Source organism: Longirhabdus pacifica (assembly GCF_004115085.1).
GTDB lineage: Bacteria > Bacillota > Bacilli > Paenibacillales > DSM-105158 > Longirhabdus > Longirhabdus pacifica.
Window position 1 is genome coordinate 111494 of record NZ_QXJP01000002.1, and the last position, 23695, is coordinate 135188.

Here is a 23695-nt window from a genome sequence, read left to right on the forward strand (position 1 = left end):
TTATTTTTTTGGTTTTTCACTTTCATCGTTCGCTTTCATATTGTTTAGCTGTACATGTGAATGAGACGGATGTACTTGACCAGGATGATTATGACTAGGATGATTTTGTTCGTTTTTCGCTCTAGCATTACGATCATGCTTACCCGTATCTTCAACTGTTTTGAACTTTTTATTTATATAAGTGATGAGGAAAGAAAGCGCTCCAAGTATGAACAAAATGATGACTCTGTAGATCGTCTCTTCTCCTGTTAAATCAAAGATTAACGTTTTTACTGCAACCATCCCGATCACTATACCACCAAAAACTTTAAATAAAATGTTTCGAATGTAACCACCCCAAAGGAAAAGTAATACGGCATGGATTCCCCAAGCTAACGATAAAGTAAGATCATAATCAATATAACGGAAGCTATATTCTTCAAACATATTGTTAATCTGAACCGAAATTAAACCAGCGATCATCAAGTGACTAATGATGGCAACAACACTAGAGAAAGAAATATTTGTTCCGCCATGAAAGCGTACAGGTTCGCTTTCTTTTAAAGCAGATGCGTAATAAAACCCCATGATAACAAAGATAATCCAAACAAATGCACCCCAGTTTAAGAAAGGAATATACGTACCGAACCAATCTGCTCGTGGTGTGTCCCAAGTAACAAGAAGCCAGTAAATAATATCACCTAACCAAATGAACCCCGATACAAGTAAAGCCAGTGATTTAAATGTAAATCTCCCTATAAGGATAATAACCAATGCAATGGCAACCCATATATAGGTCATAATCATCGGCTTCACATCGACACCATCCACCATTTTTGAAAAAGAAAGCAGTAGTAAAAATACGCCTCCTAGAAAATGAATCATGACCGGTGGAGAGATTATCTTCGTTAAATAATACATCACAAATGTAATGATTAAATACGTCACTCCCATCAAGGTCAACGTATAGGAGAATAACTGAACATCTTCGAAAATTTGCAATGACCACATGGAAAATATGATCGCATTCACTATTGTTAAGTACAAATTCAAACCATCGAATTTGAGATTGTTAATCCAAGATGAAACAAAGAACACGAGAACAAAAAATAAATACGATGCTACAGCATAGCGAATAGGTAAGTTAAATAATCCATCCGTGTTTGGACTATAGTGAATGTAATATACCGTATACATGACCCACGTACCTACAAAAGGAAGGATCTTCAACTCCATCCATTGCTTTTGTAAACTTACAAACACAAACATGCTATTGATTACGAGCAAATATAAGAAAAGAGTAAACACTTGATCTGTATCTGACTGCATCACTAATGGTGCGACATAGCCTCCTACTAAGGCTAAGTTTAATACGATTCGTAAATCCATTTTGTAAGCATAGATGGATACGCCTATCGTTACGGCCACCATACATAAAAATACAATGATAGGTTCCCAAAGTGCGAAGTAAATTCCTGCAAAGGAAAATGTCGCATAGATGACGGCTGTACCTAAACCAATAATCGATTCACCTGCAACGGGTAATTTGGGGCGCAATTTAGCTCCTGGTATAATCGCTCCAGACCCAACAATCAATCCTATTGCCACAATCATTGCATCAGATATCCATCCTTGGTTGAATACAAATTTAAATGCGTAAGCTACTGCTGCTACAATAAACAATCCACCTAATAATGATGTCCAGTACTGTTTCACCCAATCGTTCGTTTTATTTAATTTATTCATTTTCATAACCTCCATCATCAGCTTTTAAGACCTGGTCCTAAATCTATTGTATAAAAATCACGAAAAAAAAATAGTACTAACTTTTGTTAGTACCATCACTAATGACATAGATCATATCGTATTATCATGACTTACATACACTTAAATAACACCTAATGTTTTCAATTTATGGCACGCATCTTTGCTACTGGATACATTCATCTTCTTTAAAATATTGCCTATATGCACCTTTACTGTCCGAATCGAAATCACTAGCTCCTCCGCTATTTGCGATTGCGTGAGACCCTGATCTACTAACTTTAAAATTTGTATTTCAGAAGGGGTTAACAAGTTTTTCATGGAAGTGACAGCATATTCTTGCTCCACATGTTTTAACCGTTGAAATTCTGAACGAATATGTACAGCGGCATCTTCACTTATGGTAGCTTTATCACCATAGACTTCCCTTATTTTATCAGGAATCTTTTCAAAATCCGATTTAATGAGATAGTCAATGGCCCCAACATGAAATGCTGCGAAAATCATATCTTTCTGTTCGAGCGAAGTCAGCATAATGACTTTATAACCTTTTTGACTTCCCTGTTCCGTTAGCATAATACCATCTGCTTCACCGGAGAGCATAATGTCCATCAATATAACATGTGTATGTATCGTTTCTATTGCCTTTACCGCTTCGTCCGTTGTACCAGCAGAATAAACCACTTCGAAATCGGCTTCACTTGCTAAAAACGTTAACAAACCCCTTCTCCAGTCTGGATCGTCTTCGATAAGCATGATTTTTATTTTTTCCATCAACCGTTAAACCCCTCTCCTTTATTGGAAAAGTTAAGCTCACTGTAGTCCCTTCACCTACAGTGCTATCAATAGATAGGGAACCGCCATGTTTACTTAAAACGTGAGAACAATAAGCTAATCCTAATCCAAAATTTAAGCCTTCTTTACTTTTTGTAGTAAAAAAAGGATCCTTCACCTTATGGAGATGCTGCTTTTGAATGCCCGTACCATTATCTGTGATTTCAATGACGGCATATTTAGCATGATAATACCCTTCGATGGAAATGGTTCCACCGCTAGGCATCGCATCTTTTGCATTGATGATAAGATTGTTGAGCACTTCCATGATGTGTGTCTTATCCCCCATGATATTCAGTCCACTCTCGATGTTGTAATGTACATGAATGTTTGGTAGTGAAAATGATGCCGTACAATCTTCTATTAGCGCTTTAGCATCAATAGGAGTGATATCGAGTTCAATTTCTTTCGTTTGTTTTTGCAATTTTTGTATCATATGTTCAATATGTTTCGCTGCGTTTAAAATGACTTCCACATCGGCTTGCATCTCTTCTTTTTCCACATGGTCGGACGCTACCGATGACTTTAGTTTATGACTAAATAACTTGATCTTACCAATATCGTTTTTCACAGCATGGTTCAATATCGTCGTTCCCGATGTAATAGACTGCAATGTATGATTCAATTGTCGCCTATTTAGAAGCAACTGTATCCCTAAAAAACCATACTTAAATATGGCATACAAAAATAAGATAGCAGCAATCGGAATGACGATGGAATTATAACGCCACATTCTGTACACGCCTAATACCGGTAAAATGTAGCTGAAAAATGAAGTGAATCCGACAGGCACAAGTACGACGATACAAGTAAATCGGTAATTATTAAGCATGGATAGCGGCATTTTTTTTCTTGCCTTCCATATTAGAATCATCCCTGCAACGAAGTAAGGCAGTGCCCATATTAATAAAATTGGATATACTTCCAAGTTGTCTGGAGGATAAGCTGGTGTAAAAATCAACATCAACCAAGAAGGTATAGTGAGTACAGGAATAATATATCTATTCCACTTTTGAAACGTTTGATGATATTGTATAGCAAAAACTAAAAAGGAAAAAGGAACTCCATAGTAAGAGATGACAGAGGAGACCATTGTTGTCCAATCTAGTATTTGCCACTTCATAGACGTTACATCCCATGATGCTACTACGGACAGTGTCATGACATCATTAGCAACAACAGCGGCCAGAGCACCACTCCCACCAGTAAACGTAAGTAAACTCAGTGCACGATTCGATTTACTCTTCTTGTCTACCATCATGAGTATGACACTAAGCGACCATAAAATAATAAGAACAAGCAACATCTAAACCTCTCGCCTTCACTATAAAAATGTACTCCAAACTAGAATCGCACTACCATGTCTTGCATGCATGATGTTGTTATGTTGATATACAATCTTTACTATGTTTGTTCACGCAGTTGTCACTCTGTTGTATCCATTGCTTAAGGGCAACGGCCTGCTGTTTTGCGTCTTCGTAACCTAAGTCATATAAGTCTTCTAACTTTTGTTTATCTTTATCTAATCGACTGACTTCTACTTTTTTAGAAGGACGAATAACAAATGCTTTATTTTGCTCTTCCAACTTCTTAATAGTAGCTAAAGATTGATTGTACACATTTGCTCTATTTAACATTGCTTTTTTTAATCCCTCGTACTTTGGATATCTCATTTTGAGCAAAGATTTTCGCTTAAACGGTTTAATTTGATAATCCACATCTTTTGTCAATATGACGACGATCTTGTCCAAATTTTGTTGCAAAGCTGGAGTAATCGGAATAGGGTCTGCTACCCCTCCGTCAAATAAAATCCTTCCACCCAAATGAACTGCAGGCGAGACAAAAGGTAGACTACAAGAAGCCTGCAACACTTTTAGAATGTTCCATCCGTTTTCCTTACAATCTTCGTTCGTAATGTAGTGCGCTTCTCCAGTGATTGCATCTGTCGTACCCATCCATAGCTTCTGCTTAGCATCATGGAACACCTGAAAATCAAAAGGATCGTATTCCATAGGAATTTTATTAAACATTAAATTTAACCCGATGAAACTTTTTTCCTTAATCACGTTTCTCGGCCCAATATATTCTGGATGGTCTACATAATCGATCATAATTCTTTTATTTCTACCTATTTGTTTACTCACATAAGATGCTGCAGTAGATGCACCGGCAGACACCCCAAATATATGAGGAAAGTACCAATCTTCCTCCATAAAAAAATCCAAGACGCCAGCAGTATACACGCCTTTCATACCGCCACCTTCGAGTACAAGTCCACTTCGCTGCAAAACACCAGCAACGGCATTCTCATGATGATGCATGAAAAATCCCCTCCCCCATTATGTTTCTATACATTCTTCATTCATACTATAGACAAACCTATTTCACATGTTCCACAATGTATTGCATCAATGCATCACTATGTACTATATCGTCATTTCTTCTCATTTTATCCATATATTCAACTTTATTTTGATACATGTTTACGACGGAAGATACGATGTTGTTCTCGTCGATATGTTCTTCTTCCATCATTTCCGCATACCCTTTTTTCACAAAGCGTTTGGCATTGAAGATCTGGTCTCCTCTGCTCGCATGTTTGGAAAGCGGAATAAGAAACATAGGCTTATGAAGTGCTAGTAGTTCAAAAATGGAGTTAGCTCCTGCTCTAGATAAGACGATATCAGAGGCAGCCATAATATGAGGCAGCGTTTCATCGGCATATTCTAATTGCTCATATCCTTGGCGACGTAAATTGTGATCGATATTGCCTTTTCCACACAGATGTACGATTTGAAAATGCTGCATCCATTCATCTAAATGATCTCGTAATACTTCATTTATTTTACGTGCACCTAAGCTTCCACCCATCACAAGCAGCACTGGTTTTTGTTTCGTGAACGAACATAAAGACAATCCTTTGTTTTTATCCCCTGCGAATAGCTCATCCCGAACAACAGCCCCAACTGCACCTAACTTTTGCGATGGTATGCTTTGTTTCGTCTCTGCAAACGTGACACACACTTTACTTGCAAAAGGAATGCTGATTTTGTTTGCAAGTCCAGGAGTTAAATCTGATTCATGTATGATGACAGGTAGTTTTTGTTTGCGACCTGCTATCACGACAGGCACGCTGACGAAACCACCTTTAGAAAAAATGACATCTGGTTTCATTTTCTTCATGATACGATTAGCTTGAAAAATACCTTTGATCACTTTGAAAGGATCTTTAAAGTTATCGACATGAAAATATCTTCTTAACTTACCTGTCGACACTTCATAGTAATCAATCGGGAATTTTTCAACTAATTTTTTCTCTATACCATCTTTGGAACCGATATAAGACACGTTCCAACCCGCTTGCAAAAACTTTGGAATTAACGTGATATTCACCATCACATGCCCTGCAGTTCCACCACCAGTAAAACAAATATGCTTCTTTTTTTGACTGTTTTCCACTGCATTTCGCCTCAATCTATATTATTTTTATGTATGTACAATGTTATTGACAACGTTATCCTTCATTTTTTGTGTTTAGGACACGCCTCAGCAAGTTAAAACATCTTTCCCCTTTTTTACCATCGGAAAGGTTGTTACTGCAGTTCTAATTTTACCATACATTATATATATATTATAAAGGACAACTAGAAGAGTATGTACATTTAAAAATATGAAAATCTTTTTTGTGGAACTAGGAGGATCGATAATGCACAAAAAAATTCGCTATCTATTATTATTGTCACTAATGACTGTAACTATATGGTTTATCGGTTCAATTTTACATATGCATGTTTTTGATCATGAGGATGTAACGCCCGAAACTCCTGTTATACAAGAAGATATCGTACAACCTATCACGTTAACGACCGCAAGTGATAGATTAAAGAAAGAAGAACAATTTGAGCATCCTCGGTTTATACAGCTCATGTATATGGATGTTGACGAAAAATATAGAGATATTAAAGACGGAGATATCATACCCTCAATTACTAACATGATAAAAATGAGAGTCAGTAAATCAGTAGATGATCAAGACATCGGTAACTTCATCCTACAAGATCAAAATAAAGCCAACATCCCGCTCACGTTTCGCAATCAAGTCGTTACAAAGTTTTTTACGGATATGTACTTTGTGGTGGAAGGGCAACTGAATGAAAATTCGATCTATACGATGAAAGCTCCTATTCCCTCTATACATGATAACGCTATACTGGATTCATCATTTACGATTTCATTCACTACGGATTCGGCATCTCAAGCGGATATTGATACACAACATGTCACCTATTTTCACGATTCACCAATTACATTTTTACGTACTTTATCTCCCTATCTTCAGTTAGATATAGATGCCAGCCATTGGGCTTATCGCGCGACAAATACTTTTATTAGAGCAGATATCGTCAGTGGATATCATGTCAGCCCTTATGAAACGTACGTGTATCCCGATCAACCGATGACAAGAGCCGAGATGGTGTCTACATTAGCGGCATTATTAGGATATGAATCAACAGAGAATGGGCATACATATTTTGAAGATGTGAACCGTAACGACTGGTATAGTGAAAGTGTAGCCGCTGCATATGAGGCGAATGTCATTAGTGGTACAGATGCTGAGCATTTTGAGCCCGATCGCCACATTACACGAGATGAAATGATCACGATGGTAGTGAGGGCATTTTCAGGAAAAATAAACATGCCGAACGAACATGAGACGTTGTTTAAAGATGTAGAACAATATTGGGCAACTACATATATTCAAACAGCGCAACATCTCACTATAGCTACAGGGTACACCGATTTCACATTTCGACCGTATCAAGTTGCGACGAGAGCAGAAGTGTTTTCTGCATTGTACAAAGCTAGTATGCTTGCCAATGTTCAACTTCCATCTAACGAAGCATTAATCACATCATTTTCAAATTATTATACAGCATGGAAAAACACGTATGAAACAAAAAAATCATACTATTCTACTGACTGGCTTTCTTCCTATACGACTGGTTTTTATGCAGCGGTTATGAACATGAATGCAAGCTTTTATGATTATGCACAAAAAGAAGGATTCGATGTATATGCAACATACAACCCAGATCCTTCCGTGGAAGTTTTATTTAAATCGGAACTATTTGCTATGATTGAAGTCACCGATGCTCATAGTAAGCTGCATGTAACGAAAGATGGAGAAACTGTAAATTACTACGATGATAAAGATACAACGGGGACACAAATATATTACATGAAAAAAGATGCTCAAGGTGCTTGGAAGTTATATGATATGTTAGAGTATAGTGCCTAATTTGCTTTTAGCTTGCTCTTATTTTCTACTTTTCTAAACATTGCACTTCTAATTGTTCTCCTTCTATTACGATCGCTGTCATACCTTTATTTTCTGCTATCGTTTCATGCCACTCGCCTTCTTGCCAAAACACAGCATCTCCACTGCAAACACGATGCCATTTATCCTCTGCCCCTCTTACTTTTCCATCTCCTGCAATAACGATGAGGAGTTGAGATACTTTAGCTTGATGCCATCCAATGACCCCAGATTGTTCAAGGTGCATACACCCCATATGTACGTTACGAGATGATTGTAGAATTTTGGACATGACAAAGTTAGAATCATACTGTGTAATATGCTTCCCATGTTCTTTATTTAGACTGTACAGCTTCATTTGCATCTCCTCTTCCATTTTTTTAAAATAAACTAAATTTTATTTAAAACTATTCATGTTCTTTTGGTCGATCTTTCTTTAGTTGTTTTATTCTTAACCATCCAATTATAAAATGCGTTACACTAAATGGAAAAAGTATAATAGGAGTAGCATTATAGATATAGTTTTCATTTACAATGTTATATATCACTATAATAGGAATAAAAATAATCATTAGCCCAGAAAGTATGACCAGAATATAACCTCTTATCAATGTTTCCTCCCCCTTTTTTTTCTAATTAGTATATTAAGCTACTATAAAAAGTTGTTTTTTGATGTTGAGAAACTTAGATGTCCCACACCTTAGTGTATAAATAGTCCTAATCCTATACAAATAGTTACTATACCTATGTTCATCCATAACCATTTTCCAGAAATTTTAGTATGTACATTACTTTTATACCAACCTGAAAATTGCAATTTGTTTCTGTAGACTAAAAATATCACCAAAACATTACCAATCCACATCAAATAATAATTAATATCTATAAATTCTTTTTTCCATATCAACTCATATATTCCAATTTCAATCTTAGTAAGTATAAACATGCCTAAAAATAATATAACGAGTATTCTCATTATCTCAACAATAAATAGAACAGCTTTCATGTCTAATCTTTTTTCTCCTTTCATTAATTTTTATTTGTTTTCCAGTAAAGAAGTCAAATACGTTAAGTCAAACCAATTCGTTATTTTGTGTCATAAAGATGTTACCCACCCTCCAAAAAAATAAATATTTATGATATCATTCATATCATATTCCAACACCCATATAAGGAGGAGAACTTACTTGGAACTCATACACGTACATGGCAATAGTTATTATGCAGATGGTGTATTATCAGTAGGCGTATATTTGCATCCACATAAAAAAACAGCAATCATTATCGACAGTACGAATGATAAAGATGGCATTAAAAAAGTAGACAAAGCCGTTTCTCAACTCGGGTATCAAATTAACACTATCATTAACACACATGGACATGCGGATCATATAGGTGGCAATGACTATTTACAACGCAAGTATGATGACTTGCGCATTTATGCGACTGCATTTGAAAAGTCATTTATCGAACAACCTTATTTAGAACCGCTCATGTTTACAAGTGGTGCTGCACCTTATGCACAGCTTAAAACAAAACAATTACAAGCTAAACCATCGATCGTAACCGATGTGATTCCTTTCGAAGATCATATTCGTCTTATTGATGGTGTTCCTTTTCACATTGTTACTACACCAGGTCACAGTAATGCCATGATAAATGTAATGAGTCCAGACGGAGTCATGTATGGTGCAGATGCGCTATTCGGCCCAGCCATTGTAGATAAAATTGGGCTATTGCTATTCACTGATATTGAAAAAACGATACAAACACTGCACAAATTAAAATCTTTACATGAATCCGAAACGATGACTGCTTATGTTTTGTATCACGGTGGAGTAACAGAACATATGTCTGACTTGATACAACAACACATACAAGGAATTCAAGACGCTATCGCATATTTTAAAAATGAAATTCAAATCGCTGGTGCGATCCCATTTCATCAGTTATTGCAACAATGCATGACACATTATAAAATTCCAGATCATGTTGCTCCATATACGTTTACTCATACTGTCGTTCATGCCTATGTCTCCTATTTACAACAACAAGCATTCGTGAACTTGCACGTACAAAATGGAACATTGATTCTCTCTCACTTAGAATAAATAAAAATTCGCTTTTCATGCCAGTTCAAAGTGAACGACACAAAAAGCGGTTTACTATTTACATGATTAGCTTGAAGATGAAGAATTATGAGTTCGGCTGCAACACTTGTTTGATGTGCTGTAGAGCCCAATCAATTTCTTCTTTTGTAATCGTTAATGGCGGAGCAAAGCGGATGGTGTTCTCATGTGTTTCTTTACATAACAACCCTTTTTGCTTTAATTGTTCACAGTAAGGTCTAGCTGGGGTATGCATTTCTACACCAATAAACAACCCTTTGCCGCGAACTTCTTTGATGTCGTCATGGTTTATTTTATTTAGCTCATCCATAAAATATTGACCTAGCTCTAATGAACGCTCTACTAACTTTTCTTCTTCGATTACATCCAGTGCTGCTATCGCTACTGCGCAAGCGAGTGGATTTCCTCCAAATGTGGAACCGTGGGAACCAGGGTCAAATACCCCTAATATTTCTTTATCCGCTGCTATCGCGGATATTGGGAATACGCCACCACCTAGCGCTTTACCCATCACGTACATGTCTGGAACAACCTCATCCCAATCTGAAGCAAATGGTTTTCCTGTTCTTCCGAATCCAGTTTGGATTTCATCAGCAACGAACAACATATTATGCTGTTTGCATAAATCGGCTATGTGTTTTAAATAACCGTCAGGTGGAATAATAATGCCTGCCTCACCTTGAATCGGTTCAATGAGAATAGCTGCCGTATTCGGCGTAATCGCTGCTTTAAGCGCATCTATATTACCGTAAGGTATAATTTTAAATCCAGGTGTAAAAGGCCCAAATCCTTTGCGGTAACTATCGTCAGATGAAAATGACGTGATCGTAATCGTGCGACCGTGGAAGTTGTCTTCAAACACGATGATTTCCGCTTCATTTTCTGGTACCCCTTTATGCTGATGTGACCAGCGGCGAATCGCTTTAATCGCTGTTTCCACTGCTTCCGCTCCAGTATTCATCGGTAAGAACATTTCTTTTCCAGTAAACGCTGCCAACTTTTCATAAAACTCACCTAGTCTCTCGTTATGAAAAGCTCTGGAAGTTAACGTTACTTTGTCTGCCTGTTCTTTTAAGGCTTGTATAATTTTAGGATGGCGATGTCCTTGATTCAATGCAGAGTAAGCACTTAATAGATCCATATATTTATTTCCTTCTGGATCTTTAACCCATACCCCTTCCGCTTCTGAGATGACAATAGGTAATGGATGATAATTATTAGCACCGTATTGAGATGTTGTCTTCAAAATCGCTTCTGTTCTTGTTTGTGTTCCACTAGACATATAGTAACCTCCTGCAATATGTTTTTACCTGTTTTACCTCTTCTTACCTTAGTCTACATATTATATATGGATAATCAAGTTTACATAGTATAACTTTAACACGACAACTCACTAAACAAATGGATTTAATTTCAGTTTGTTGTATAAACATCTCATACACGCATCACATTTTAATGATATAAGTTGAAGAAACTTGTTGATACAACTTATTACCACTATGCATAAGGTGAAGAAATCTCCTATCAACCTTTACGCCTGACTACTGAAGCGTAAACTTGTATATCATTATTTCTCCAATTTAATGATTTTTTATTTTTCACTTGCATCATAGTCCAATGTAGCATATAGTAGTATATATCAAAAAAAATTGATGCATAGAAGGATGAATACAATACATGAAGCCAATACTTGCAAATGAAAAAACATTTGAACATTATGCGGAAGCTTTTAAATCCCTTTCTGATCCTAAGCGACTAAAGTTGATGAATGAACTATGTGCACGTGGTCAAGTTTGTGTATGCGATCTGTGTGAGATCATGGAAATGAATCAGTCTAAACTTTCATACCACTTGAAAATACTATTGGACGCTAACCTTATTATACAAGAGAAAAAAGGAAAGTGGAATTATTATGCTTTAAACCAAAAACAGGTCAATCATTTGTTATCATCTGAGCTATGTTGTCTATTTCGTCCGTCTGATTAATTTTTTTTGATCAACATATCAAAAATATTTGATATGAAAAGTTTTGAAATACGAGCTCACCTTTTATATCAAGTAAGATTAGCTCATATTTTATAATCCCATTAAGAAAGAAGGAATAACGATGTATATGCACGTAGGTTTACATGTCACGAACTTAGCAGCATCCACTGCATTTTACGCAACATTATTTGGAGTAGATCCAGTCAAGGTGAAGACGAACTACACTAAGTTTTTATTAGAGAACCCTGCTTTACATTTCACTTTACGCCCTGTAGCGAAGGTAGAAGGGAATCACATTAATCATTTCGGTTTTCAAGTTGGAAGTTCCCATGAATTAAATCAACACAAACAACGGCTAACTGAATCAGGTCTTATAGATCGAGAAGAAAATGATACGACATGCTGTTATGCCAAACAAGATAAATTTTGGCTTGTCGATCCAGATGGACATGAGTGGGAGTTCTTTTTAACAAAAGAAGACACTAAAGTAGACACAGTAAAACATGAAGAAACACAATCAGGTGACACTTGCTGTACAACATAGTTAAATGATATCACCAGCTTCACTGATGAAATTAACTTTTTATCTTTTTATGATAAATATGACCTTGCATGATCTTGTAGTTTTGTAAAAGTGTAATGAAAATAGGGCCATGTGATGACTACATGGCCTCTACCTTGACTGCACATCGTTTAAACTCAGGCATGCGACATGTCGCTTCTAACTGATCGCTTGTCAATGTATTAATGGACAGTTGCTTACCCCAATGAAAGGGAACAAAAATAGTATTAGGTTGAATTTTGTCCGTAATTTTAGCCTGCAATGTAATAGATCCTCGTCGACTTGTTATTTTAATCATTCGCTTCCCTGCAAGCTTTATTTTTTTGGCTAGCCAAGGGTGTATTTCAGCAACAGGTACAGGTGCTTTTTGTTGTAACTTTGGTGTTCTTCTTGTCTGTGAGCCACTCAAGTAATGAATACCCAACCTTCCTGTCGTTAAAATATGAGGATAGTGTTCGTCTACTGCCTCACCACTCCATTTGGGTACAATGGCATGAAAATACGCTCTACCATCATGATGAGCAAAGGTATGCTCAAACATGGTTGGTGTTCCTGCATGATCTGTCGTTGGACAGGGCCAGAACACACCATCATGCTCCACTAATTTACGTATCGTTAACCCGCTATAGTCTGCTTTCCCACCCTTGGAAGCTACGCACAATTCATCGAAAATATCTTCTGCTGTTTCATACGGAAAAAAAGCTCCCTTTCCAAGGCGTGTTGCTAACTCTACGATGATTTCCGAATCTAATTTAGCATCTTTCGGCAGTACACTTGCTTGCGGTCGATAAAATACTCTTCCTTCTAAATTCGTTAACGTTCCTGCAGCTTCTAAAAAGGAAGAACCGGGAAGAAACACGTCTGCATATTGTGCAGTTTCCGTCTCAAATAAATCAATGACGATGAGCAAGTCTAGTTTTTGAAGTGCAGCTTCTACATAGGAACTGTTCGGACTAGACACAACAGGATTAGAACCTAACACCATCATCGCTTTAATTTCTCCTTGATGAATTTTATCAAACAGTTCATAAGCAGAAACCCCTTTGCGAGGAAGATCTTTGGCCTCTATGCCCCATACTTTGGCAATTTCATTTCGATCTTTTTCATTTTCAATAGAACGGTAACCTGGAAGTTGATCTGCTTTCTGCCCATGTTCTCTCCCGCCTTGCCCATTCGCTTGACCCGTTACAGCCCCAAAGCCACAACCTTCTCTACCTATTTTCCCTGTTACGAGACATAAATTAATATAGTTTAGTGTATTATCTACTCCGTCTGCTTGTTGCTCCACGCCCCTCGCCGTCATAACGATACCACTATCTGCCTGTGCAAATTGTCTCGCAATCGTTCTCGTTTTGGCAGCTAATATGCCTGTCATTTCTTCTACTCTCTCTGGTGTATAGGATGCTACTGTCTCCATCAGCGAGGCAATTCCTGACGTTCTTTCTTCTATAAAAGTGTGATCCCACCATTGTTCGGAGATGATAACATGCAACAGCCCATTCACGAAAATAGAATCATGCCCCGGTTCCAGACGTACGTGTATATCCCCGATTTTAGACGTCAATGTGTTTCGTGGGTCAATCGTAACGATGGTTGCGCCTGCTTTTTTTGCTTGTAGAAGATATGGCATCATCGTAGGTTGGCATTCTGCTATATTTGTTCCTGCTAGAATAATATATTTTGACTTAGCAATATCTTGTAAAGGAAACGTCATGCCACGATCTATACCAAACGCTTTTGTCGCTGCTGTCGCCGCAGAAGACATACAGTAACGGCCATTGTAATCGATATATTTGGATTGCAAAGCGACGCGTGTAAATTTCCCTAACAAATATGACATTTCATTTGTAAGTGATCCGCCGCCATACACCGCTACTGCATCTTTTCCGTGTGCTTGTTGCAGCGACAATATGTTATCCGCTACATAGGATAAAGCGTCATCCCAAGTGGACTCACTCCATGCATCCTTTCTATCGCTTCGCATAAACGGGGTTCTTATACGTTGTTCACTAATCGTATGTTCCACCGCTTGCAGTCCTTTTTGACACAGTTTTCCTGTAGCAACTGGAAAGGAATAACTCGGTTTCACTTCATATTGACCCTCTTTTTTTGTAATTTCCATCTGACATTGCATGCTGCAAAAACAACAGTGTGATATCTTTTTCTCCTCACCCATAACTGCCCCTCATCTCTCTATTAAGCTCAAACGATATGCATACTTCACGTTATTGGAAAAGCAATGCGTATTTTCCCATTGCTTACTTCTGTTTGAAATGTTTGCACACATCCTGTATCTGGTTTTTCAACTAATCCACTATCCATATTAATCTTTCTATCATGCATAGGGCAATACACATGTTTTCCTGAAATCATACCGTCGACAATCCCCCATCCTTTATGCGGACATTTATTCTCCATCGCAAAGACGTCTCCATTCATCGCCTTAAACACGGCAATTTCATTTCCTTTATAAACGACTTTTTTTCCCGTTCCTTGTAACAAGTCTTTCTCATTCATTACATCGATCCATTGTGCCGAATTCATTAATGTCATGGTTTTCACTTCCTTTATTTATTCTGGTACGCTGACGACTTCATACCAGTGTTTTTGTTTCTCTTTGCTTTCTATTACCTTTTTCCAAGGATCTTTGTACTGAGATAGAGCTTGTTGCATAGCCAATAAAAGTCGTTCACGTTCTTCTTTATTTTCTAGCACTTCCTGTATAGCTGCTAATCCGAATCTTTCTACCCACGTTGATGTTCGTTCACCGTAATGTGCTGTTTCCCGATAATGTTGTAAGTATGCTGCGATAGTTTCCACTACTTCGGCTTCTGTTTTCACTGTGACGAGGTGATCACCAGCCCTAACGTTAACGCCTCCGTTACCGCCTACATACAGTTCAAAGCCACCATCGATAGCAACGACACCTACATCCTTAATCCCGCTTTCTGCGCAATTTCTCGGGCATCCAGAAACGGCCATCTTCACTTTCGCCGGTGTTTCTAATCGCTCGAAATATTTCTCTAAATGAATACCTAACCCCATTGCATCCGCTGTGCCAAAACGACAATACGTATCTCCCACACACGTTTTTACTGTGCGTAGTGCTTTGCCATAAGCATAGCCAGAAGCCATATCCAGCTCTTCCCACACATTCGTTAAATCTTCTTTTTTCACACCGAGCAAATCTATTCGCTGTCCACCTGTTACTTTCACTGTCGGTATATGATATTTTTCAGCGACTTCCGCTATTTTTTTCAATGCAGCAGGCGTCGTTACACCTCCGTAAATACGAGGCACAACGGAGAACGTACCATCTTTTTGAATGTTAGCATGCATACGTTCATTAACGAAACGAGAAGTAGCATCGTCTTCATATTGTTTTGGATATATCATGCCTAAGTAATAATTCAAAGCAGGTCTACATTTGGAACAGCCTTCCTCGGTTTTCCATTCTAACACGTGCATCACTTCTCGCACGTATGTTAGCTGTTTATCTTTGATGACTTCCAGTATTTCATCACGGCTGTAATCTGTACAGCTGCACATTTTTGTTTTTTCCTTGCTGCTATCGTAATCGTTTCCTAAAGTCAAAGTCAGCAGTTCACTAACTTGCGGGCGACACCCACCACAAGATCCAGAAGCGCTTGTCACCTTTTTCACTTCCTCTACGGATTGCAGCTGCTGCTCTTTTATCGCTTGGCAAATGTCTCCTTTACTCACCCCATTGCAACCGCAGATAATCTCATCATCACTCATGTGAGCTACTCCAACACTTTCGGTCCCACCATCCACGTTCGTGAGTAAATCTGTTTTTTTCAAATCAGCAATATTCGTTTCATTTTTAATGAAGGAAAGTAACCGTGTGCTGTCACTACTGTCACCATACAAAATCGCGCCTACCACTTTTTCATCCCGAATCATGACTTTTTTGTACACACCGGAGTATGCATCATGGATGGTTATTCCCTGAACATCATCCTGTTCCATGAATTCCCCAATAGAGAATACATCAACGCCTGAAACTTTCAACTTCGAATAAACCAAAGAACCTTCATATGGTGCTGTCTCTGTCCCCGCTAGCTTTTTGGCAAGTACCGCACCTTGTTCAAACAGTGGTGCAACGAGGCCATAGCTGATACCGCGATGTTCTGCACATTCCCCTACAGCGTAAATGTGAGGAATGCTGGTTTCTAAAACATCGTTAACGACAATGCCTCTGCCAACATGCAAACCAGCCTCTCTACCCAATTGCACATTCGGTTTAATCCCCACTGCCATCACAATCAAATCCGCATCGATGGAAGTTCCATCTTGAAAGCGTAACCCCGTTGCCCGTTCACCCCCTAAAATTTCACTACTTTGTTTTTGTAATAAAAAGTTCATGCCTTGTTGCTCCAATGCTTGTTGCAGCATATGAGACGCAGTAGGATCTAGTTGCCTTTCCATCAGGTGAGGGCCGAGGTGAATGACATCCACTTCCATTCCTAAATTTAAAATACCCCTAGCTGCTTCTAAGCCAAGTAAGCCTCCGCCGATGACTGCTGCTTTTTTGTACGTTTTAGCCGCTTTTTTCATCGTTTCACAATCTTGCATATCTCTAAAACCAATGACACCATCTTTTTCTACTCCGGGCAGTGGCAACATGAATGCACTGGAACCTGTGGCAATAATAAGATCATCGTAAGGTACGACTTTCCCTGTACTACTTACTACTGTTTTGGCTTCACTATCGATTTGCGTAACCTTTTCCCCTTTATACAGCGTAATATCATTTTCCACATACCAGTCATCATTGTTGAGTATAATCGTGTCCATGCTTACATCACCAGCCAACACTTTGGAAAGCATCACTCGATTATAATTAGGATGAGGCTCCTCCCCGAATATGGTAATGTCATATCTATCTGCATTCAATTTAAGTAGATGTTCGATCACATTCACGCCAGCCATGCCGTTTCCAATCAACACTAATTTTTTCTTCATGATCTCTTTCTCCCTCCTATACACGAACCGCAATAACTTCTTGTGGGGTTTCGTTTTGCTTCACTTCTTCTTGCTCTATTGCTTGTTGTTCTATCTTTGCTGTGTCAGGTTCTTTCAAAAAGAAACAAGTGAAAAAACAAGCTACGGCAAATAAACCAATGACAACAAAAAATGTTTGTGGAGAAACGAAAGTTAAAATGGTTAAAAACGTAACAGCACCTACGTTACCATAAGCTCCTACCATGCCAGCAACTTGCCCTGTTAGTCGTTTCTTGACAAGGGGAACCATCGAAAATACCGAACCTTCACCTGCCTGCACGAAGAACGAACATAACATCGTTAATGCTACTGCGGCAATGAGCGACCAACTACTATCGATATTGCCCATCAACATGTAGGCGATAGCGAGACCTCCCATTAAAATGATGAGTGTCTTTTTACGACCGAACTTATCACTAATCCAGCCACCACCTGGTCTAGCAATCAAGTTCATAAAAGCAAAGCTCGCTGCAATCATACCGGCTGCTGCAACCGAAAGCGTAAAGGTCTCTTCGAAAAAGCGCGGAAGCATCGACACGACAGCAAGTTCCGAACCGAAAGTGCATAAGTAAGCAAAATCTAATATCGCCACTTGTTTGAAAGCGTACTTTTCTTTTTTGGCTACACCTTGCTGTAATGAACTTTTGTTCACAGACCATATTTTAAAACTGTTGAACAAAAATAAAGCAGTCAATCCAGCGTAGATGGCATACGTCGCTGTGTTACTCAAAAACCCTAGTCCCTGTACTTTCCACGTTAATACACCTAAAATAAAAAACATCGGCATGGTCATAAAGACGAGAAAAAATAAATCGCGATAACTTGTGACTTCCATCGCACCGTTGCGATGTGGTCTCTTGTACTCCCTTCCATTCGGAGCATCTTGTACGGAAAAATAATAGATAAAACCATAAATCAAACTGAGTAATCCCGTTAAACCAATGGCGTAACGCCATCCATCTTCTACGTTCCCTAATAAAACAATGGCGATAAGCGGTAAAGTAAACGCCGCGGCGGCAGATCCAAAGTTACCCCATCCTCCGTAAAAGCCTTCTGCTAATCCTATTTTTTTAGCAGGAAACCACTCTGACACCATGCGAATACCAACGACAAAACCAGCACCGATAATACCCAAAAACATACGTGCAATCATAAGCTGTGTAAAAGTTGTGCCGAGTGCAAACAAAAAACAAGGGATGCTCATGATAACGAGCAATGTGGAATATACTTTTCGAGGTCCAAATCGATCCACCAACATCCCGATAATTACTCGAGCTGGGATCGTTAACGCTACATTCATGGTCAGTAACACACCCATTTCCTGTGTTGTTAAATCTAGCGCTTTTTCAATCGTGGAGGCAAACGGAGCCATATTAAACCAAACTACAAAACTGACAAAAAAAGCAAATGTCGTTAAAAATAATATTTTCATATTCCCTTTGTACGGATTACTCTCTCTACTTTCATTCATTTTTTTCACTCCTCTAATTTTTCTAATTTCTAGTAAAATATTTCTAATAAAAAATCCAATCAAAAAGAGACCGATTTAAATGCATGACAAAATGCATCAAACTCGGCCTCATTGCCAACATGCACAACGCTGTGCATCAGTGTATTCACATAAAGGGACACTCCATCGTGTCACCTGAATTCCCAAAACTTAGCTATATTATAACTGCACCTTTTTCACATGTCAATATATATAACATCGAAAATAAAATGCGTATATCACATATTGAAAATGAGCATATTTCGCATTAAGTTTATTTTCTTTTTATCACATGATACATAGACTTTTAGCGCTTTACTATGCTATATTATGTTCATACTTGTGTTATATATGCTAACATACATTAAGCTCAACGGGAGGGGTTAGATGTATACATCTTTTGCAGTGTTAAGTGAAAATCACCCAGAAACAGATAAAGAGGAAAGAAACCATCCAGTCCACATTCTTTCTAACATAGGCTATACCAGCTTCTCCGTGCAAACGATGCAGCACATCATGGACCGTGCTCCTAAAATGGATGCCATCATTATTTACCTCCCTGTAATACAAACCAAAACATGGTGTGATAGAATAATGAAATGGAAGGATATTCCTATCATTTGGTGGTGTGACAGGGAGACAATTGTCGAAGAAGCGTGTAATATAGAGTTTACAGTAGACGGGATGCTGTATACTAATTTGACATCCACAGAAATGCACTGGGCTTTACTTGCTACATCCTATCAATATTTAAGAAGAGTACAATGGAAGCAAGAGAAACGCCAACTTTTATCACAAATTGAAGATCGAAAGTGGATAGAAAGAGCAAAAAGTGTACTCTGTACGATCAAAAATATTTCAGAAGCAGAAGCTTATGATGTATTACGAAAGCAAGCGATGAATGAAAGAAAACGAATCGTGGATGTGGCCATCTCCATCGTAAAAGTATACGAACTGTTACAAGACCAAGACTATGGAGGTAAAAGAAAATGATGAGAAACTTACTAAAAGAAGTGGGACGAGGAAAAAGAGGAGCCAAAGATTTAAGTTATGAACAGGCCACTACTGCAGCACAGCTCATTATCGATCATGAGGCAACTCCAGCACAAATTGGAGCTTTTCTCGTTGCAGAAAGAATTAAGATGCAAACAGTGGAAGAACTACAAGCATTTATACATACTTATCGTCGTTACACCACTTCATTTGAAATGGAGAACAGTTTTGACTGTGCGGGTCCTTATGATGGACGTAAAACATCTTTTTTCGCCACCCTTCCTACCGCTTTTGTGCTTGCTGCCAATGATGTTCCCGTCACGTTGCATGCTAGTCCAACGATGCCACCTAAGTGGGGGATTACGTTGTATGATGTCATGCAAGAATTAAACATTGTTTTAGACAAGCAAAAGTTAATGCAGAGTGCGAAAGAGACAGGTTTTTTATTTGTCCCTACAGAAGAATGGTGTCCTCCTCTTCAAGACATTCGTAACATTAGAACAGAGTTAGGGCTAAGAACGTTATACAATACGATCGAAAAGTTTATGTTGGTGTCAAAACCTGATTACATGGCTGCAGGTGTGTTTCACGGCACCATATTTGAGAGAGTAGCTTATTTAATGAGTCAAAATGGGATAAAAAAAGGATTGGTTACACAGGGGATGGAAGGCTCGGAAGATGTAAACATTGAAAAGCCTACAAGAGCTGTCCTCGTAGACAACCAACAACACGATATTATCATTATCGATCCAGCAACGTACGGATTACAAATGGAAGTACCCGCTTATGAATGGAGTGCGGCATTACAAGCAGAAAAGACGCTACATGTTTTGCAAGGAAAAGCGGATCTAGCATTTCATCACATGGTCATACTGAATAGCGGCATTCGACTTTGGATCGCGGACAAAGCAAACTCTATTGAACAAGGTATTTATATGGCGAAACAAACGCTAGAATCAGGTGAAGCTTGGACATCGTTTCAATCTTGGCAACAAAAAACAACGATGCAACCACTGTAAGACCTTTCAAAAACAAAGAGCAAAAGGATAACTTAAAAGAGAAGGAAATATTTGGACTGCACCCCAATTGTTAGACACGACTCAATTGGAGGTGTTGTTTTTTATGCTTCTTGTAGCCAATTTTCAAGCCAATGTAGCATCTCGTGCTCATGGTGACGTACAAAAACAGGGACACTTTTTCCTTTCCCATTATTCTCTTTGCTTTCACTTTCTTCTTGTTTCTTTTGCTGTTCTAGAATATCCTGTCGCACCATTTCATTCATAGCAACAATGCATTGTATGTCTTGTACTTGCTGGAGAGTAACGTAATCTTGCACATCCCTTACCATCAATATTTTAGGGTAGCATTTTAATTTGTATCCTTCTATGATAACCATATCGAATGAGCCAAGTTGGTGGATGACAGCAAGCATGTTTTCCATGCTAAGTTCACTGTGTTGTTTCATATTCAAAGCAAAAGTGGTAGGAGATTGCATGATCGTTCCTACTGCTCCAGCAGATGCATGACGTTCACTGTCTTTACCTTTTGTGTCTAAATCAAATTCATCTTTATGATGCTTGACTGTAAAAATTTTCATATTGTGCGTAAGCGTGAGATATGTAATGATTTTCTCTACTAATGTTGTTTTCCCACTATTTTTAAACCCTATGACTTGGATGATTTTCATATGATCCACCGTTCCCCCTGCTCCAATTGTTATGTCAACGCTATATAATTCAACTTATCCCCTGCTAGTAGAGTAGGGCTCCCCCGCTCCACAACTAATAACGCATTTGCCTCTAGTAAAGAAGATAAACTCCCTGATTTATCTAGTCCGATGGTTTGAATCATACATGTAGCATCAGCAATATATGTTTTTGCACGAATAAATCTCGTAAATGGATGTTTCTGAACGATATCATGAGACAATATAGCAGATTGTAATGCAAGCTCTGCCTGTTGCTTTATACCATAACAAGCCATAATGAGCGGTTGAACAAACAGTTCGAAGCCAACGTAACAAGCGGAAGGGTTACCGGATAAGGCAAAAATATATTTGCATCCTTTTTTCGCTGCGGTGGTCACACTTCCTGGTCGCATCGCAACTTTATCAAATAAACATGTGTACTCTAAATCATTTAGTATAGCTGGAATATAGTCACGATCACCGATAGAGGCACCGCCTGTCGTAATTAATATATCTACTTCTTCTATCGCATTCGCAATACGATGATACGTTTCCTCTCTATCATCTTGTACCACAGGGAATAGAACAGGCTCTGCTCCTACTCTTTGTATTTGACCCATTAACATATACGCATTACTATTACGAATCATGCCGTGCTGCAAAGGGGCTTCGATAGGCAACAATTCACTGCCACTACATAAGATGCCGACTTTCGGCTTTCGATATACTGTAACTTGATCGTAACCAAATGTCGCACAAATCGCCATCATCCCTGCATCTATTTTTTTCCCTTTCTCTATGAGAAGACTCCCTGATTGTATATCTTCTCCTGCATAAGAAATGTTCGTTCCCATTTTAATTTTACGTTTCACTTGCATGGTAGGCTTTCCATCTTGTAGTGAACACGTCACGAGTTCAAGCGGAATGACAGCATTGGCTCCATCTGGTATAGCAGCCCCTGTCATCACTCTCATACTGTGCCCCCGCTTTAGCGTTCTCTTCATCGTATCTCCAGCATATATGATGTCCACCTCTGGTAAATAGACTGGGTTTTTATCATTTGCTGCATCCGTATCCTCTGCTACAATAGCATATCCATCATACGGAGAACGATGGAATGAAGGTACATCGTGTGTTGCAACTATAGGTTGCGCTACGTAACGCCCTATTGCATCTTTTAATGACATACGTTCTTTTAAGCCAGATTGCACATCTTCTAATATCATTTTTCTTGCTGTCGTTACTTCTACTGTATGTCTATGTCTCATGCGTTGTACTCCTTCTGCTACCCTTTACATGTGATAATGCCTGCCATGTATGAAACTGTTCCATTGTATTCGTATTTATAAATATATGCTTATCGTCAGACCAGTTTTTCCATATTTGCTCCTCTATGGTCAACAACTTTACTTTCTCTAGTAAAGCATACATGCTATATTGATTGTCCACCATACCACGTTCTACATAAGGCATTATAGATGGATGATACACTGCACATAACGGTTGTAGACGCTGTTGATCGACTGGGACAAAGGCATGATAGTCCGCTCTACCTTTTGCCACTATGTCTGCTACATAGGCTTTAAAAGATTGATGGAATGTCGCATGTAATTGAGGCATATCACAAGCAACGACATAATACAAATCACTAGCATAGGCGCTAATCCCACTGCTTATGCCTGCTAAAGGACCTTTGCCACGCCATTTTCTATCATCCACCATGACGTGTACATGAGCATCATGTTCAAATAAAGCATGAATGGAGCGATATTCCTTAGCATTCGTACAGATGACCACACGCTCACATAGATGTTGCATTTCATTTACTATATGTTCAATCATCGTCATTTGACCAAGCGGCAACAAGGCTTTCGATCTTCCCATACGCTTGCTCTGTCCCCCTGCTAATAAAATGGTCGTCCATTTCATC

21 protein-coding genes are annotated in these 23695 nt (G+C 38.5%); 6 read left to right on the top strand and 15 right to left on the bottom strand.

The genetic code is table 11. The annotated features are described in order from the left end of the window. The 5 genes from D1Z92_RS01930 to murG all read right to left on the bottom strand — a co-directional run bounded on the left by D1Z92_RS01930 (position 1) and on the right by murG (position 6036). Complete coding sequence (locus tag D1Z92_RS01930; RefSeq protein ID WP_164931403.1) at positions 1-1725, bottom strand: DUF2339 domain-containing protein; 1725 nt, start codon at positions 1723-1725, stop codon at positions 1-3. 141 nt (positions 1726-1866) lie between these two features. Then, complete coding sequence (locus D1Z92_RS01935) at positions 1867-2517, bottom strand: LuxR C-terminal-related transcriptional regulator (RefSeq protein ID WP_128893967.1); 651 nt, start codon at positions 2515-2517, stop codon at positions 1867-1869. Next, positions 2441-3883 carry a sensor histidine kinase gene (locus tag D1Z92_RS01940; protein ID WP_128893968.1) on the bottom strand — a complete coding sequence of 481 codons (1443 nt, stop codon included), beginning with the start codon at positions 3881-3883 and terminating at the stop codon, positions 2441-2443. Before D1Z92_RS01940 ends, D1Z92_RS01935 begins: the two co-directional genes overlap by 77 nt. A gap of 76 nt (positions 3884-3959) precedes the next feature. After that, positions 3960-4898 (bottom strand): patatin-like phospholipase family protein, encoded by a 939-nt coding sequence (locus D1Z92_RS01945; RefSeq protein WP_128893969.1) that lies wholly within the window; start codon positions 4896-4898, stop codon positions 3960-3962. Between the two features lie 58 nt (positions 4899-4956). Beyond that, the gene (gene murG, locus D1Z92_RS01950) at positions 4957-6036 is read right to left on the bottom strand and encodes an undecaprenyldiphospho-muramoylpentapeptide beta-N-acetylglucosaminyltransferase (protein ID WP_128893970.1); all 1080 of its coding nucleotides are present in this window, start codon (positions 6034-6036) and stop codon (positions 4957-4959) included. Between the two features lie 247 nt (positions 6037-6283). On the opposite strand from murG, the gene D1Z92_RS01955 reads away from it, so the two are divergent. Then, a complete protein-coding gene (locus D1Z92_RS01955; RefSeq protein ID WP_164931404.1) occupies positions 6284-7876 on the top strand; it encodes an S-layer homology domain-containing protein in 1593 nt (530 codons plus the stop codon). A gap of 25 nt (positions 7877-7901) precedes the next feature. On the opposite strand, the gene D1Z92_RS01960 is transcribed toward D1Z92_RS01955, so the two are convergent. Further along, complete coding sequence (locus D1Z92_RS01960; protein WP_128893972.1) at positions 7902-8252, bottom strand: cupin domain-containing protein; 351 nt, start codon at positions 8250-8252, stop codon at positions 7902-7904. A gap of 342 nt (positions 8253-8594) precedes the next feature. Further along, the gene (locus tag D1Z92_RS01965) at positions 8595-8900 is read right to left on the bottom strand and encodes a hypothetical protein (protein ID WP_206099699.1); all 306 of its coding nucleotides are present in this window, start codon (positions 8898-8900) and stop codon (positions 8595-8597) included. A 181-nt stretch (positions 8901-9081) separates the two neighbouring features. Between D1Z92_RS01965 and D1Z92_RS01970 the strand changes: the two genes are divergently transcribed. Beyond that, positions 9082-10005, top strand: coding sequence for an MBL fold metallo-hydrolase (locus D1Z92_RS01970; protein WP_164931405.1), 924 nt, complete (start codon positions 9082-9084; stop codon positions 10003-10005). A gap of 85 nt (positions 10006-10090) precedes the next feature. Here the strand turns inward: D1Z92_RS01970 and D1Z92_RS01975 are convergent, their stop codons facing one another. Then, positions 10091-11305, bottom strand: coding sequence for an ornithine--oxo-acid transaminase (locus tag D1Z92_RS01975; protein ID WP_128893974.1), 1215 nt, complete (start codon positions 11303-11305; stop codon positions 10091-10093). A gap of 395 nt (positions 11306-11700) precedes the next feature. Between D1Z92_RS01975 and D1Z92_RS01980 the strand changes: the two genes are divergently transcribed. Further along, the gene (locus D1Z92_RS01980; protein ID WP_128893975.1) at positions 11701-12009 is read left to right on the top strand and encodes an ArsR/SmtB family transcription factor; all 309 of its coding nucleotides are present in this window, start codon (positions 11701-11703) and stop codon (positions 12007-12009) included. Positions 12010-12130: 121 nt separating this feature from the next. Next, positions 12131-12553 carry an ArsI/CadI family heavy metal resistance metalloenzyme gene (locus tag D1Z92_RS01985; RefSeq protein WP_128893976.1) on the top strand — a complete coding sequence of 141 codons (423 nt, stop codon included), beginning with the start codon at positions 12131-12133 and terminating at the stop codon, positions 12551-12553. A gap of 118 nt (positions 12554-12671) precedes the next feature. On the opposite strand, the gene D1Z92_RS01990 is transcribed toward D1Z92_RS01985, so the two are convergent. From D1Z92_RS01990 to D1Z92_RS02005, 4 genes are read right to left on the bottom strand one after another with little or no spacing between them, the layout of a single operon-like run. Continuing rightward, positions 12672-14747, bottom strand: a complete 2076-nt coding sequence (locus tag D1Z92_RS01990; protein WP_128893977.1) for a molybdopterin oxidoreductase family protein — start codon at positions 14745-14747, stop codon at positions 12672-12674. A 44-nt stretch (positions 14748-14791) separates the two neighbouring features. After that, positions 14792-15124 carry a nitrite reductase small subunit NirD gene (gene nirD / locus D1Z92_RS01995; RefSeq protein WP_240666535.1) on the bottom strand — a complete coding sequence of 111 codons (333 nt, stop codon included), beginning with the start codon at positions 15122-15124 and terminating at the stop codon, positions 14792-14794. A gap of 18 nt (positions 15125-15142) precedes the next feature. Continuing rightward, positions 15143-17557, bottom strand: coding sequence for a nitrite reductase large subunit NirB (gene nirB, locus D1Z92_RS02000; RefSeq protein ID WP_128893978.1), 2415 nt, complete (start codon positions 17555-17557; stop codon positions 15143-15145). 16 nt (positions 17558-17573) lie between these two features. Beyond that, positions 17574-19067, bottom strand: a complete 1494-nt coding sequence (locus D1Z92_RS02005; RefSeq protein WP_128893979.1) for a NarK family nitrate/nitrite MFS transporter — start codon at positions 19065-19067, stop codon at positions 17574-17576. Between the two features lie 405 nt (positions 19068-19472). Between D1Z92_RS02005 and D1Z92_RS02010 the strand changes: the two genes are divergently transcribed. Further along, complete coding sequence (locus D1Z92_RS02010) at positions 19473-20078, top strand: ANTAR domain-containing response regulator (protein ID WP_128893980.1); 606 nt, start codon at positions 19473-19475, stop codon at positions 20076-20078. Continuing rightward, complete coding sequence (locus tag D1Z92_RS02015) at positions 20075-21097, top strand: anthranilate phosphoribosyltransferase (protein WP_128893981.1); 1023 nt, start codon at positions 20075-20077, stop codon at positions 21095-21097. The genes D1Z92_RS02010 and D1Z92_RS02015 overlap by 4 nt, the downstream gene beginning before the upstream one ends. A 101-nt stretch (positions 21098-21198) precedes the next feature. On the opposite strand, the gene mobB is transcribed toward D1Z92_RS02015, so the two are convergent. From mobB to mobA, 3 genes are read right to left on the bottom strand one after another with little or no spacing between them, the layout of a single operon-like run. Next, positions 21199-21765: a molybdopterin-guanine dinucleotide biosynthesis protein B gene (gene mobB / locus D1Z92_RS02020; RefSeq protein WP_240666541.1), complete on the bottom strand. Its 567-nt coding sequence runs from the start codon at positions 21763-21765 to the stop codon at positions 21199-21201. Between the two features lie 29 nt (positions 21766-21794). Next, a complete protein-coding gene (locus tag D1Z92_RS02025; protein WP_128893983.1) occupies positions 21795-23033 on the bottom strand; it encodes a molybdopterin molybdotransferase MoeA in 1239 nt (412 codons plus the stop codon). Then, entirely contained in the window at positions 23023-23694 is a 672-nt protein-coding gene (mobA, locus tag D1Z92_RS02030; protein WP_128893984.1) for a molybdenum cofactor guanylyltransferase, read from the bottom strand. Before mobA ends, D1Z92_RS02025 begins: the two co-directional genes overlap by 11 nt. Position 23695 lies beyond the last annotated feature (1 nt).

Coding starts and splice junctions, on each gene's coding strand:
- D1Z92_RS01930 (WP_164931403.1), bottom strand. CDS start 1,725: ATGAATAAATTAAATAAAACGAACGATTGGGTGAAACAGTACTGGACA.
- D1Z92_RS01935 (WP_128893967.1), bottom strand. CDS start 2,517: ATGGAAAAAATAAAAATCATGCTTATCGAAGACGATCCAGACTGGAGA.
- D1Z92_RS01940 (WP_128893968.1), bottom strand. CDS start 3,883: ATGTTGCTTGTTCTTATTATTTTATGGTCGCTTAGTGTCATACTCATG.
- D1Z92_RS01945 (WP_128893969.1), bottom strand. CDS start 4,898: ATGCATCATCATGAGAATGCCGTTGCTGGTGTTTTGCAGCGAAGTGGA.
- D1Z92_RS01955 (WP_164931404.1), top strand. CDS start 6,284: ATGCACAAAAAAATTCGCTATCTATTATTATTGTCACTAATGACTGTA.
- D1Z92_RS01960 (WP_128893972.1), bottom strand. CDS start 8,252: ATGAAGCTGTACAGTCTAAATAAAGAACATGGGAAGCATATTACACAG.
- D1Z92_RS01965 (WP_206099699.1), bottom strand. CDS start 8,900: ATGAAAGCTGTTCTATTTATTGTTGAGATAATGAGAATACTCGTTATA.
- D1Z92_RS01975 (WP_128893974.1), bottom strand. CDS start 11,305: ATGTCTAGTGGAACACAAACAAGAACAGAAGCGATTTTGAAGACAACA.
- D1Z92_RS01980 (WP_128893975.1), top strand. CDS start 11,701: ATGAAGCCAATACTTGCAAATGAAAAAACATTTGAACATTATGCGGAA.
- D1Z92_RS01985 (WP_128893976.1), top strand. CDS start 12,131: ATGTATATGCACGTAGGTTTACATGTCACGAACTTAGCAGCATCCACT.
- D1Z92_RS01990 (WP_128893977.1), bottom strand. CDS start 14,747: ATGGGTGAGGAGAAAAAGATATCACACTGTTGTTTTTGCAGCATGCAA.
- nirD (WP_240666535.1), bottom strand. CDS start 15,124: ATGACATTAATGAATTCGGCACAATGGATCGATGTAATGAATGAGAAA.
- nirB (WP_128893978.1), bottom strand. CDS start 17,557: ATGAAGAAAAAATTAGTGTTGATTGGAAACGGCATGGCTGGCGTGAAT.
- D1Z92_RS02005 (WP_128893979.1), bottom strand. CDS start 19,067: ATGAATGAAAGTAGAGAGAGTAATCCGTACAAAGGGAATATGAAAATA.
- D1Z92_RS02010 (WP_128893980.1), top strand. CDS start 19,473: ATGTATACATCTTTTGCAGTGTTAAGTGAAAATCACCCAGAAACAGAT.
- D1Z92_RS02015 (WP_128893981.1), top strand. CDS start 20,075: ATGATGAGAAACTTACTAAAAGAAGTGGGACGAGGAAAAAGAGGAGCC.
- mobB (WP_240666541.1), bottom strand. CDS start 21,765: ATGAAAATCATCCAAGTCATAGGGTTTAAAAATAGTGGGAAAACAACA.
- D1Z92_RS02025 (WP_128893983.1), bottom strand. CDS start 23,033: ATGAGACATAGACATACAGTAGAAGTAACGACAGCAAGAAAAATGATA.
- mobA (WP_128893984.1), bottom strand. CDS start 23,694: ATGAAATGGACGACCATTTTATTAGCAGGGGGACAGAGCAAGCGTATG.